Source organism: Acinetobacter tandoii, from assembly GCF_008867985.1.
In the GTDB taxonomy this organism is placed as follows: domain Bacteria; phylum Pseudomonadota; class Gammaproteobacteria; order Pseudomonadales; family Moraxellaceae; genus Acinetobacter; species Acinetobacter tandoii.
This window is the reverse complement of the sequence record NZ_VXLD01000002.1, coordinates 49,519-62,563: the sequence shown is the minus strand read 5'-3', so window position 1 is coordinate 62,563 and position 13,045 is coordinate 49,519. Positions and strand designations below refer to the sequence as shown.

Annotated in this window: 10 protein-coding genes; 3 read left to right on the top strand and 7 right to left on the bottom strand. The window is 41.2% G+C overall.

Annotated elements, in window-relative coordinates:
• Positions 1-60 precede the first annotated feature (60 nt).
• Positions 61-1,695, bottom strand: a complete 1,635-nt coding sequence (gene mqo, locus F4W09_RS03425; RefSeq protein WP_151504028.1) for a malate dehydrogenase (quinone) — start codon at positions 1,693-1,695, stop codon at positions 61-63.
• Positions 1,696-1,707: 12 nt separating this feature from the next.
• On the opposite strand from mqo, the gene F4W09_RS03420 reads away from it, so the two are divergent.
• Positions 1,708-1,968: a hypothetical protein gene (locus F4W09_RS03420; RefSeq protein WP_026440967.1), complete on the top strand. Its 261-nt coding sequence runs from the start codon at positions 1,708-1,710 to the stop codon at positions 1,966-1,968.
• A 260-nt stretch (positions 1,969-2,228) separates the two neighbouring features.
• Here F4W09_RS03420 and betA read toward each other — a convergent pair whose 3' ends face one another.
• The 3 genes from betA to betI form a co-directional block, all read right to left on the bottom strand.
• Positions 2,229-3,905: a choline dehydrogenase gene (betA, locus tag F4W09_RS03415; RefSeq protein WP_151504027.1), complete on the bottom strand. Its 1,677-nt coding sequence runs from the start codon at positions 3,903-3,905 to the stop codon at positions 2,229-2,231.
• A gap of 114 nt (positions 3,906-4,019) precedes the next feature.
• Positions 4,020-5,492: a betaine-aldehyde dehydrogenase gene (betB, locus tag F4W09_RS03410; protein ID WP_151504026.1), complete on the bottom strand. Its 1,473-nt coding sequence runs from the start codon at positions 5,490-5,492 to the stop codon at positions 4,020-4,022.
• Positions 5,485-6,111 (bottom strand): transcriptional regulator BetI, encoded by a 627-nt coding sequence (gene betI / locus F4W09_RS03405; RefSeq protein ID WP_151504025.1) that lies wholly within the window; start codon positions 6,109-6,111, stop codon positions 5,485-5,487. The genes betB and betI overlap by 8 nt, the downstream gene beginning before the upstream one ends.
• A 536-nt stretch (positions 6,112-6,647) precedes the next feature.
• Here betI and F4W09_RS03400 point away from each other — a divergent pair.
• The gene (locus F4W09_RS03400; protein WP_151504024.1) at positions 6,648-8,708 is read left to right on the top strand and encodes a choline transporter; all 2,061 of its coding nucleotides are present in this window, start codon (positions 6,648-6,650) and stop codon (positions 8,706-8,708) included.
• A 12-nt stretch (positions 8,709-8,720) separates the two neighbouring features.
• Positions 8,721-9,335: a MarC family protein gene (locus F4W09_RS03395; RefSeq protein ID WP_044739501.1), complete on the top strand. Its 615-nt coding sequence runs from the start codon at positions 8,721-8,723 to the stop codon at positions 9,333-9,335.
• A gap of 92 nt (positions 9,336-9,427) precedes the next feature.
• Here the strand turns inward: F4W09_RS03395 and F4W09_RS03390 are convergent, their stop codons facing one another.
• The 3 genes from F4W09_RS03390 to F4W09_RS03380 form a co-directional block, all read right to left on the bottom strand.
• On the bottom strand, positions 9,428-10,249 hold the full coding sequence (locus F4W09_RS03390; protein WP_151504023.1) for an SDR family NAD(P)-dependent oxidoreductase: 822 nt from the start codon (positions 10,247-10,249) through the stop codon (positions 9,428-9,430).
• A 293-nt stretch (positions 10,250-10,542) separates the two neighbouring features.
• The gene (locus F4W09_RS03385; RefSeq protein ID WP_244948538.1) at positions 10,543-11,367 is read right to left on the bottom strand and encodes an SDR family NAD(P)-dependent oxidoreductase; all 825 of its coding nucleotides are present in this window, start codon (positions 11,365-11,367) and stop codon (positions 10,543-10,545) included.
• A 37-nt stretch (positions 11,368-11,404) separates the two neighbouring features.
• Complete coding sequence (locus F4W09_RS03380) at positions 11,405-13,039, bottom strand: long-chain fatty acid--CoA ligase (RefSeq protein WP_104440790.1); 1,635 nt, start codon at positions 13,037-13,039, stop codon at positions 11,405-11,407.
• Between the last annotated feature and the right edge of the window lie 6 nt (positions 13,040-13,045).

The following is a 13,045-nucleotide window of genomic DNA, read 5'->3' as shown; positions in this document are numbered from 1 at the left end:
TAACGACGGGAAAGGTCAAAAGGATGAACCGAAGTCCATCCTTTTGTATTTTAGAAAGGCTTATTGTGCTTTCGCTACAGCAGCGGTTTCGTCATTTGCAGCTTTTGCCATAGGTGTGTATTTCAAACCTAGGGTCGTGCTAGTGTACTGGCGAACTTGGTCAAGCAATACAGGGTTTGTGCTTAACTCCTGTTGGTACGATTTTACAATTTCATGTAATTTCGGGTTCCATTGGCCTTGTACTTGTTGCGGGAATGCTTTTTCAAGCAAGCTCAACATAATATAAGGTGAAGTTGAAGCACCTGGTGAAGCACCTAACAAGGCGGTTACAGCACCATCTTTAGAGGCGAAAATTTCTGTACCAAACTGAAGTTGGGCTGGTTTACCATCTTCTTTCTTAATGATTTGAACACGTTGACCACCTTGATTCAAATGCCAGTCTTCTGGTTTTGCATCAGGATAGTATTTTTTCAACTCATTAAAACGATCTTCATCAGACATCATGACTTGGCTCACTAAATATTTCACCAAATCAAGGTTTTCCATGCCTACAGCAGTCATTGGCAGCACATTGTTCTTTGTGGTCGATTTTAATAAATCTAGCTGAGAACCTTGCTTTAAGAATTTATTTGAATAGGTCGCAAATGGTCCGAAGAGCACATATTTTTTACCATCAATATAACGGGTATCAATATGTGGAACAGACATTGGCGGAGCACCCAATTCGGCACGACCATAGACTTTCGCGGTATGGCCAGCAGTGACCTTAGGATTGTCTGTCATTAAGAACACACCACCTACAGGGAAGCCAGCATATTGTTTTGCTTCAGGAAGACCTGTCATTTGCAAGAGTTTAACTGCTGCACCACCTGCACCAATAAACACAAAACGAGTTTTGACATGGTTGGTTGCACCTGTTTTCAAATTTTTGAATGATACAGTCCAAGTTTTGTCATCATTTTGGCTAATGCCAGTTACTTCTGTTGAGGTTTGCAGTTGGAAGTTAGACTGCTTCTTAAGGTGATCGACCAATTGTGTGGTGATTGAACCATAGTTCACATCAGAACCCACATCCATACGTGTTGCAGCTACTTTTTGTGTTGCATCACGGCCATTCATCACCAAAGGTGCCCATTGTTTAATTTCGGCAGCATTTTCAGAGAACTTCATGCCGTAGAACATTGGGTTTTTAACCATAGCTGCATAACGTTTTTCTAGGAAATTCACGTTGTCACCCCATACAAATGCAATATGAGGAACAGGGTTAATAAAGCTATTTGGTTTGCCTAAAACACCTTGTTTGACTTGGTATGACCAGAATTGTTTTGCAACTTCAAACTGTTCAGCAACTTTTACAGCTTTAGTAATGTCCATTTTGCCATCTTTTTCAGAGGTATAGTTCATTTCCATAAAGCCAGAGTGACCTGTGCCAGCATTGTTAAAGCCATTTGAGCTTTCTTGGGCAACTTGATCCAGTCGTTCGTACATACGAATTTGCCAGTTTGGCTCAAGCTCAGTCAAATAAGTACCTAGGGTAGCGCTCATAATTCCGCCACCAACCAAGACCGCATCAACGACAGGTTCATTATTTGAGGTTTGAATTTTTTTAGACACAGTTGGTCGGAATAAAAAAATCAATACTGCAAGCAAAAGCAGTACGACAAATACCGCGAGGTATTTTAAAAAAGTTTTCATGCGATTTTGACCTTGGGAGCAGGTTTTTGCATCGCTTTAGAGCGAATAGAGGGTAATAGCAAAAATAAAAAAGAGGTTGACGGAAATGGTGGCAAACTAAAAGTTCAGAAGAGAGGGAGTGAAATACATGAATCCTTAAGACTAAGAAAAAATGTACCTTTTAGTTTAACCACACATTTCCAATCGGTTGCCATTTTAGACGAAATAAGTATTGACTCAGTAATTTTTATTATAAATGTAGATATAATATCTATAAATTTGAGTGATGGTTAATTTATTTTTTATGAATTTCAGTGATTTAAGGTGAATTTATTTCTTCTATAAATCAATAAACTAGAGATTTTTTCCAATATAACCCTTTTTTTTACTGTCATTACAGCATAGTACTTCCGCAAAGATAATGCGGAAGTACTGAGCCATTAAAAGAATGAAAATATATTCAAAATATATCTGGTTATGATACCTAATAAATATAAAGGAGTCATAAGGCCACCAGAGTGGCTCTTAATAATGTGGTCTTACGATATATCCAATCAACTAGAATATGCCGTTTCAAGCGCTTGATAATAGGGTGCAGTGGATCGTGCTAAAGGCTGCTGACCACGGATTTGATCGGCAATTTTTTCGGCCATCATAATGGTGGTTGCATTTAAGTTGCCCGTGATAATCAGTGGCATAATCGACGCATCAATCACACGTAAATTTTGCATACCATGCACGCGGCCTTGTCCATCGACTACAGCCATTTCATCTTCACCCATTTTACAGCTACAAGAAGGATGGTATGCCGTTTCTGCATGATTACGCACAAACTCATCCAACTCAGCATCGGTTTGTACATCTTTTCCAGGGCTAATTTCATCACCACGGTAAGGGTCTAATGCAGGCTGCTGCATGATGTGACGAGTAATTCGAATGGCATCCCGAAACTCTTGCCAGTCTTGTTCGGTTGACATGTAATTAAACAAGATACTTGGATGGTCGAAAGGATTCTTAGAGGTTACTTGTACACGGCCTCGTGAAGGCGAACGCATTGAGCCTACATGCGCTTGGAAACCATGTTCTTTGACTGCATTGCTGCCATTATAGTTAATCGCCACAGGTAAGAAATGGTATTGAATATTCGGCCAAGCAAAGTCTTTAGATGATCGAATAAAGCCGCCTGCTTCAAACTGATTGCTTGCCCCGATTCCTGTCCCATTAAATAGCCACTCTGCGCCAATGGCGGGTTGGTTGTACCATTTTAAAGCGGGGTAAAGGGAAACAGGTTGCTTGCACTTGTACTGTAAATACATTTCTAAATGATCTTGCAGGTTTTCACCCACGCCTGGTAAGTCATGTACGACTGGAATATCCAGTAATTGAAGCAAAGTGCTTGCACCGACTCCTGAACGTTGCAAAATCTGCGGTGATGCAATTGCTCCTGCACACAGCAGGACTTCTGTATTGGCATAGACTTGGTGAAGATTGTTTAAATTTGCCCCTTGAATATATTCAACCCCAATGGCTTGCTTGCCATTAAACAAAATGCGATTGGTCATGGCATGAGTGATGATGCTTAGATTTGCTCGACCTTTTGCCATGTCTAAATAGCCACGTGCGGTGCTTGAACGACGACCTTTCGGGGTTACGGTTCGATCCATTGGGCCGAAACCTTCTTGTTGATAACCATTTAGGTCCTCCGTTCGTGGATATCCTGCTTGTACACCCGCTTCAATCATGGCTTGGAATAAAACATTGTTGTCTGCTTTAGGGGTAGCAACAGAAACAGGCCCAGCATCACCATGATAGTCATTGCCGCCGATATCTCGGGTTTCTGCTTTTTTGTAGTAAGGCAGACAGTCGGCATAGCTCCAATTTTCAAGGCCTTTCAAGCTAGCCCATTGTTCTAAATCCATGGCGTTACCACGAATATAGCACATGCCATTAATTAGGGATGAGCCGCCTAAGCCTTTGCCGCGACCACATTCCATGCGTCGGTTATTCATATTGGGTTCAGGATCGGTTAAATACGCCCAGTTATAGCGGCGACCTTGCAAGGGATAGGCCAAGGCAGCAGGCATTTGGGTACGGAAGTCGAGGCGATAATCTGGACCACCTGCTTCGAGTAAGAGCACAGAAACATCAGGGTCTTCGGTTAAACGAGCAGCCAGTACGTTACCCGCAGAACCTGCGCCAATAATAATATAATCGTAGTATTGAGAATGCATAATGATCCTTTTCTATGGCAGTGCCACGTTCTAGCAGAACGTGGTCACCTGTTGAGTTGAGGATGAAATAAAGAGATATTTGAGGATGGTATTGAGTTATTTAAAATTTAAGCATTAAAAAATACTTTGATAGTCACCCAGTTCGACTTGAACGGATTTGATACGGGTGTAGTGTTCAAGGGTGGTAATGCCATTTTCACGCCCAACACCTGACTGTTTATAACCCCCGACAGGCATTTCAGCAGGGGATTCACCCCAAGTATTGATCCAGCAAATACCAGCTTCAAGTTGATGAATAATACGATGCGCTTGGGAAATATCTTGTGTAACTACACCCGCAGCTAAGCCAAAATTGGTGTTGTTGGCACGTTGAATCGCTTCCTCGATAGTGTCGTAGCTCAAAATACTCATGACAGGACCAAAGATTTCATCTTGCACAATTTGCATGTCGTCGTGACAGTCGGTGAAAACAGTTGGTAATACATATGCACCTTGTGCGAACGCTGTTTCGGCGGCCCTTTGTCCACCAATCAATAAGGTCGCGCCTTGTTGTTTGCCCGACTCAATATAAGACAAGACTTTTTCCATCTGTGGAAAGCTGACTAAAGGTCCAAAGTTGGTTTCAGCCTGCATAGGGTCGCCTATGCGGATGCGTTTGACACGCTCAATCACAGCTTCTTCAAATGCAGATTTCAAATTTTTAGGGACAAAAACACGTGTCCCATTGGTACACACTTGACCTGAACTAAAGAAGTTTGCCATCACTGCAATATCGGCTGCGCGGTCAAGGTCGGCATCAGCACAAATAATAAGAGGGGATTTACCGCCAAGTTCCATTGTGACTTCTTTGAGGCTAGAAGCAGCAGCACTCGCCATCACTTTTTTACCTGTCGCGACACCACCTGTGAATGAAATTTTTTGAATGTCGGGGTGTTCAGTCAACCATTGACCCACCTCAGCACCAAAACCTTGAACAACGTTGAACACCCCAGCAGGTACACCTGCTTCAGTATAAATCTCTGCTAGTTTTAAGGCTGTAAGGGGGGTGACTTCGCTGGGTTTAAAAATCATGGCATTTCCCGCAGCGAGGGCTGGAGCCGATTTCCACAGTGCAATTTGAATAGGATAATTCCAAGCGCCAATCCCAGCCACCACACCTAAAGGTTCACGACGTGTATAGAAAAAACTACTTTCGCGTAGAGGGACTTGTTCGCCTTGAATGGCGGTCGCCAATCCTGCGTAGTATTCTAAAACGTCTGCACCAGTGACAATGTCCACAGTAGATGTTTCACTGAATGCTTTCCCTGTATCGAGTGTTTCGAGACGCGCTAACTCATCATTACATGCGCGTAAAATATCGACTGCTCGACGTAAAATACGGGCACGCTCGACTGCCGTCTTGGCAGCCCATTCACGTTGCCCTTGTACAGCACTGTGCACGGCTGTATCGACGTCGGCTTTAGAGGCTTGTTGAATGGTAGCAATGACCTGTCCTGTGGCAGGATTGATACTGTCAAAAGTTTGACCACTGGTGGCATTGAAATATTGTCCGTGAATATAAAGCTTGTGAAGCTGTACATCATTCATTTTGTTGTTCCTGCCGTATCTGTTGAATTAAGCGAAGTTGCATATCGACATAGTCGTATGCAATAGAACGTGCCAAATCACGATCAAATGCTTGATGACCACTTAAACTTCCACGTAACCACAATCCATCAATCACTGCTGCTAGCCCTTTAGCGGCTTGGCTGGCCTGTGACTTTGGCATGAGTTGCAAAAAATGAAACTTCAAATTCGAATAAAGACGTTGGTCATTGATTCGTTGCAGACGACCTAAGTCGGGTAGGTGCATACTGGCAGACCAAAAATCTAGCCAAACCCGCATGGCGGTGTTGTTGACCTGACTGATGTCAAAGTTGGCATCAATAATGGCTTTGAGCAAATATTCTGGACTCGGCTGTGCAACCTGTGCTTTATAACTCGCCGTGGTTTCAGCCAAAACTTTGAGCATTTGTCGCATACAGCTGTGAATGAGACCTTGTTTATCGCCAAAATAATGACTCACAATGCCCGTAGAAAGCTGTGCTTTTTTCGCAATTTGAGCAATAGTGGTGTTGGATAAGCCCACTTCATAAATGACTGCATAGGCAGCATTAATGATTTCTTCACGGCGCTCATGCTCAGGTTTTACTCTACGTTTATTCATGATAATCCAGAACAATTTGCCTTAAATTTAAAGGCGTTAGATTCAATAATTTACATGGAAATCATCATAGCATTTTTTTATGATACTTTTAATTGATTGAACGTTCAATCAATTAAAAGTACACTGTTGTTTAAATTCACAGCAAAAGTTGCTCATCTGACCGTTGTATATTTGGATAAATTTATATTTATCAGCTAGATATTTAACTTGAGTCACTTTGTTTTTGTTTTGTTTAAAATTTAAATGGATTACGGTTTTATACTTTTTTCGAGTTGAGAAAGCTCATATAGTCATGTTGAAGGGAGATATATAAGATTCCAATCGGAATATCGATGAACAAGGGTGGGCTCACATTTTAAGCCTGTGTAGCAAATTCACCTTATAAATGATTTAGACCGTTATTCAGGTTTAAAGAAGATAGCGTTTTTATTGTTGATAAAAATACTGTCGTTTTCGTTAGTCGATTTTTAAGCTCTCGACCACGAGAAGTTTAAAAATTGGCTTTTGTCTTTTTTATTTACTTTCTTGAGGATTGTATGGCAACAGATAATCCAAGAGCAGTTGATGATCAAACATTAGCGCCTAAAGACCGTTTAAATGGTGTGGTCTTTTATATTTCAGCTCTCATTATTTTAATTTTTTCTATTACCACCATTTTATTTAATGACTTTGCCAATCAAACCTTAAATATGGTTTTGGCGTGGGTGAGTTCAACCTTTAGCTGGTATTACTTACTCGCAGCGACCTTGTATATGGTGTTTGTGATTTTTATTGCCTGTTCACGTTATGGCGATATTAAACTCGGCCCCAAGCATTCCAAGCCCGAATTTAGCCTTTTAAGTTGGTCTGCAATGCTGTTTTCAGCAGGGATTGGGATCGACTTGATGTTCTTCTCAGTGGCGGAACCTTTATCGCATTATATGCATCCACCTGTAGGTGAAGGGCAGACCTTAGAAGCGGCCCGTCAAGGTATGGTCTGGACGCTGTTTCATTACGGCTTAACTGGCTGGTGTATGTATGCCTTAATTGGTATGGCATTGGGCTATTTTAGTTATCGTTATAATTTACCCCTCACTATTCGTTCAGCACTCTATCCAATCTTTGGTAAGAAGATTCATGGCCCAATTGGTCACAGTGTCGATACCGCTGCGGTGATCGGGACGATTTTTGGTATTGCCACGACCTGTGGGATTGGGGTGGTACAGTTGAACTATGGTTTGCATGTGCTGTTCGATTTACCCGAAAACCTCTGGATGCAAGCTGCCTTAATTGGAGTTGCGGTTGTGATGACGATTATCTCTGTTACATCAGGAGTTAATAAAGGTCTACGTGTGCTCTCCGAGATCAATATTTATGTTTCTGTCGGTTTGATGCTGTTTATTTTGTTTTTAGGCAATACTGAATTTCTACTGAATGCCTTTGTACAAAATATTGGGGACTATATTAATCGCTTTCCAAGTATGACCTTGGAAAGCTTTGCCTTTCAACAACCGAAAGAATGGATGAACAGTTGGACTTTGTTCTTCTGGGCATGGTGGGTGGCGTGGTCGCCCTTTGTAGGTTTGTTTTTAGCACGTATTTCGCGTGGACGAACCATTCGTGAGTTTGTCAGTGGAACTCTGATTATTCCTTTATTTTTCACCCTCACGTGGTTATCAATATTTGGAAATAGTGCGCTACATAGTGTGATTTTTGATGGCAATTTAGCCCTTGCCCAGAGTGTGATTGCCAACCCAGCACACGGTTTTTATGACTTACTGGCACAGTATCCGTGGTTTCCGTTTATTGCAGGGGTAGCCACCATTACGGGCTTGCTATTTTATGTGACCTCAGCTGACTCAGGTGCACTGGTATTGGGTAATTTCACTACTCAATTTACCAATGTAGATCATGATGCACCACGCTGGTTAAGCGTATTTTGGGCTGTAGCGATTGGTTTATTGACCCTTGCCATGCTGATGGCTAACGGGATTACTGCACTACAAAATGCCACCATCATTATGGGGTTGCCGTTTAGTTTTGTCATGTTCTTGGTCATGGCGGGTTTATACAAATCGTTAAGACTTGAAGATTATCGACAAGCCAGTAGCAGTTTAAATGCAGCACCCGTGGTAGGGAATGTTGACATCCTCAACTGGAAAAAACGGTTGTCTCGAGTCATGCATCATCCAGGAACAACCGATACTCGACGTATGCTCGATGACATTTGTCGACCCGCAGTGATGGCGGTTGCAGAGGAAATGCAAAAACGGGGTATCAACATCAGTGTTCAAGAGAGTGCGCTAGAAGAAGACCTAAATCTGTATCATTTAGATTTGATGATTCATTTGGAAGAAGAACAAAACTTTGTCTATCAAATTTGGCCTGTGCGTTATATCGCACCGACCTTTAGTGAACGTGGCAAACTGGGTAAACGGTTCTATTACCGTCTTGAAACCTATTTGTATGAAGGTTCTCAAGGCAACGACCTTGTTGGTTATACCAAAGAGCAAGTGATTAATGATGTGCTAGATCGTTATGAACGCCATATGACCTTCTTACATATCAATCGAATTAGTCCGGGGAATCGTCCCTTATTTCCAGACCCTCAAGGATAATTAGGAGGAGCCATGTTGACCTCATATTTACATGCTTTCGCTTTGTTTTTCTCATTGCTCAATCCGTTCTTGATGAGCATTTATATGATTGGCATGATTCGCAATTCTGAAGCTAAAGTGTTTAATAAGGCTTTGATTCAGGGTTGTCTCATTGCTTTTGTGGTATTTGTCCTGTTTGCATGGGGAGGAGAAACGATTTTCAGCAAATATTTGAATGTGCGTTTTGAAGCATTTCAAATTTTTGGTGGACTGATTTTCTTGGTGATTGGCTATCGCTATGTGTTTCAAGGGGCAGATACTATTGGCGAAATGCGTGGTGCACCTGAACATCTAGCAGGAACGATTGCCATGCCTTTTATGATTGGGCCGGGGACCATTAGTGCGGCGGTGGTGACCGGTATATCCCTACCAATTGGCGGTGCAGCCATGATTATTTTTTTGACTTTGGCGTTGACCTGCGTGTTGATGATTTTAATGAAATTTGCGCATGATCATTTGCGCTATAAGCACGCCAAATACATTGACCGTTATGTGGACATTGTCGGGCGACTGTCTGCTTTATTGATTGGCACGATTGCGGTCGATATGATTATTAATGGTATTTTGGGTGTTATATCGGAAATGTAATAGGGTTCCAAATCAAAAACCGAATGTTAATCATTCGGTTTTTTAAGCCAGAGAAATGTTGGTCATTTAGAGAAATAATTTCCGTGTTTTGATTATGAAGCTAATCGTTGGATAATTTTGTCTAATTTTTTATCGATTTGATTACGATAGGTATCTGGTAATAAGCGTGAAATTTTGGCCAAAATACGTGCCTGAGCACTAGGAATAACCACAAAGTCATTTGAGAAAATGCCCTGATATATTTCCTTACATGCTTTTTCGACGGGCATACTACCACCTAATTGTTTTAAAGCTGCAGTTACAGGGGAACCATTTTTTCTTTCTTCAGTGACAAGCGGAGTGTCTACTTCTGGTGGGCAAACCACAGCCACATCAATTTTTTGACTGCGTAATTCCATACGGAGTACTTCAGCTAAGCCAACCACACCAAATTTAGATGCACAGTAACCTGTATAACCGTAGCAACCGACTAGACCTGCAGCAGAGGCAATAAACACCAGCTTAGGGCGTTTACCTTGCTGAACTGCCTGTTTTAAATGCGGTAACGCAGCATGAGCTACATTGCGACTACCAACGAGGTTAATCTGAATTTGGCGTTCAAACTCTTGCGAAGTCATATCATCGAAATTCTTCGCAATGCTGATTCCTGCGGAGTTAATTAGAAGATCTGGTGTACCAAATTGAGCAACCGCCTCAGCAAACTTTTCGTCCATGGTATTTTCATTTTGTACATCAACTTCAAATCCAGTAATTGTTGAAGAAATTTTGATTAGTTCTTTAACTGCTTGCTGAATACCTGTATGAGCAAAAATACAGACTTGGTATTGGTCTTTGAGTAAACGCTTGGTCAGTTCAAGACCAATCCCGCTACTGCCACCAGTAACCCATGCTGTTTTAGACATATTCTTTTTCATATCATTTTCCTTATGAGTGTTGTATTGAACTGGGTTGTTCAAATACATTTTTTTTGAAACTTAAATATTTACAATAGTTTAGGCAATAAATATCCAAAAGCCGACAAACAGGTAATATCGCGTTGTTTTATGAGTGAATCTGATGAGTTTTTTGTTTTACTGCAATACATAAAAGTTGTTTTGTCTAAATGCTGTTTAAAACTTCACAGTGCTAAAATTTAACATCTTTAATCGATTTTTGTTCTAATGTAGTTGGTTGATTCAGCTACGCCGTAGCTGAATCAACAGGCGAATTAAGATGCAAATTTCTTTATAATCTGGTCTAATTTCTTATCGATTTGACCACGATAAGTATCAGGTAAGATACGAGAGAGTTTGGTCAAAATACGTAATTGAGTACCAACAATAATCATAAATTCATTTGCGAAAATGCCTTCATAAATTTCTTTGCAGGCTTTATCTACTGGCATAGTGCCGCCACCAAGTTGTTTTAATGCAGCCGTAACAGGTGAGCCAGTTTTACGCTCTTCTGTTACAAGTGGCGTGTCTACTTCTGGTGGACAAACCACAGCCACATCAATTTTTTGGCTGCGTAATTCCATACGGAGGACTTCAGCCAAGCCAATCACACCAAATTTAGAAGCACAATAGCCTGTATAACCATAGCAGCCAACCAAACCTGCAGCGGATGCAATGAATACAATCTTAGGGCGTTTGCCTTGTTGAACTGCTTGTTTTAAGTGAGGCAAAGCAGCATGTGCCACATTACGACTGCCCACAAGGTTAATATTGATTTGTCTTTCAAATTCTTGCGAAGTCATTTCATCAAAATTCTTCGCAATACTAATACCTGCTGAATTAATCAGAAGATCTGGTGTGCCAAATGTAGCTACAGCTTCCGCAAATTTTGCGTCCATTGTGCTTTCATTTTGTACATCAACTTCAAAGCCACATACCGATGGTGAGATTTTTTTAAAATTCGCAACGGCTTGCTCAATACCTGCATGAGCAAAAATGCACACCTGAAATTTATCTTTGAGTAGACGCTGAGTGAGTTCAAGACCAATGCCACTACTTCCACCTGTAACCCATGCTGTTTTCATTGTTGTATTTTTCATCTCAATATCCTTGTGAGAACTCTTTAAGGACGAAGTGTTAAATCACTTCGTCTTTCAGTAGTACATCACCAAATTGTGTACGCAACTCGGCTTTTACAATTTTTCCTGTGCCATTGACTGGTAAAGCATCAACAAAAATCACAACATCTGGAATTTGCCAACGCGCAATCTTGTTTTCAAAATAAGCACGTGCTTCTTCTTCAGTCAGGGTTGAGTTTTCTTGTTTCACGGCAATTAGGATTGGTCGTTCATCCCATTTTGGATGACGTGCGGCAATAGCAGCTGCCATTCGAATTTCTGGATGACCAACCGCAATATTTTCAATTTCAACTGAAGAAATCCATTCACCGCCAGATTTAATTAAATCTTTAGCGCGGTCACAAATGGTCATGTAGCCATCAGCATCAATTGTTGCGATATCACCTGTATCGAACCAGCCATCAGCAGTCAGTGCACTTTTCTCTTGGTTAAAGTACTTTTCAACAATCCATGGACCACGAATTTGTAAATTACCTTGCGTATGACCGTCATTTGGTAATGCGGTAAGGTCATCACCATTTACAATACGTAATTCAACACCAAATGGCGGGCGCCCTTGAGTTAAACGAAGTTTCTCAAACTCTTCATCACTTAAAGCTGTATGTTTGGCTTTAGGTTGGTTTGCAGTACCCAATGGGCTGGTTTCAGACATACCCCATGCATGAATGGTGTCACAAGCATAATTATTCTTAAAGTCACGAATAATTGAAGGAGGGCATGCTGCACCACCAACCACGTTGCGAGTCATACTTTCTAACTTGGTGCCGCGTTTTTTCGCTGCCGCAAGTAGACCTTGCCAAATGGTTGGTACACCTAATGCAACAGTGACTTGATAATCATCAATTAAGCTAACAAGACTGTCGCCATCTAAATTTGGTCCAGGTAATACAATTGTAGAACCAACCATTGCAGCAGCATAAGGAATACCCCATGCATTCACATGGAACATTGGGACTACAGGCATTACTATATCTTTCGCAGATAAGTTTAGTGAGTCTGGAAGGCAAATTGCCATCGTATGTAATAAGGTAGAACGGTGGCTATACAATACGCCTTTTGGATTGCCTGTAGTACCTGAGGTATAGCAAAGAGAGCTTGGTGTTTCTTCGCTAAACTGTGGCCAGTCAAATTCGGTAGATTGATATTGAATCAATTCATCATAGAAAAGCACATCTGGTAAAGCTTCAACGATTTTTTCGTCATGTGAACCAAGGCAGATAAAACGTTCTACAGTTGGTACTTTACCTTGAATTGCTTGAATTAAAGGTAGGAAAGTAGCGTCAAAGAAAATAGCTTTATCTTGTGCATCATTAATGATGAAGATTAACTGTTCAGGAAACAGACGTGGGTTAATGGTATGACATACATAACCACTCCCTGAAATTGCATACCAAGATTCTAAATGACGATGATTATTCCATGCGATAGTCGCAAGACGATCACCAGCTTCTAAACCAAATGTGGTAAAAGCATTGGCTAAACGTTTTGCGTTTTGCTGAGTTTGTAACCAGTTAGTCGTGGTAATCTGACCATTCACTTCACGTGAAATAATAGGAGTGTCAGAGTGATACTTTGCTGCATGCTCTAGTAAATTACTAATCAACAAAGATTGATGCATCATTTTGCCAAACATTTCATT

Bases quoted from the DNA above. Each gene is read 5' to 3' on its own strand.
- F4W09_RS03390 (WP_151504023.1), bottom strand. From the start codon at position 10,249: ATGAAAAAGAATATGTCTAAAACAGCATGGGTTACTGGTGGCAGTAGC.
- betB (WP_151504026.1), bottom strand. From the start codon at position 5,492: ATGAATGATGTACAGCTTCACAAGCTTTATATTCACGGACAATATTTC.
- mqo (WP_151504028.1), bottom strand. From the start codon at position 1,695: ATGAAAACTTTTTTAAAATACCTCGCGGTATTTGTCGTACTGCTTTTG.
- F4W09_RS03385 (WP_244948538.1), bottom strand. From the start codon at position 11,367: ATGAAAAATACAACAATGAAAACAGCATGGGTTACAGGTGGAAGTAGT.
- betA (WP_151504027.1), bottom strand. From the start codon at position 3,905: ATGCATTCTCAATACTACGATTATATTATTATTGGCGCAGGTTCTGCG.
- F4W09_RS03400 (WP_151504024.1), top strand. From the start codon at position 6,648: ATGGCAACAGATAATCCAAGAGCAGTTGATGATCAAACATTAGCGCCT.
- F4W09_RS03395 (WP_044739501.1), top strand. From the start codon at position 8,721: ATGTTGACCTCATATTTACATGCTTTCGCTTTGTTTTTCTCATTGCTC.
- F4W09_RS03380 (WP_104440790.1), bottom strand. From the start codon at position 13,039: ATGTTTGGCAAAATGATGCATCAATCTTTGTTGATTAGTAATTTACTA.
- betI (WP_151504025.1), bottom strand. From the start codon at position 6,111: ATGAATAAACGTAGAGTAAAACCTGAGCATGAGCGCCGTGAAGAAATC.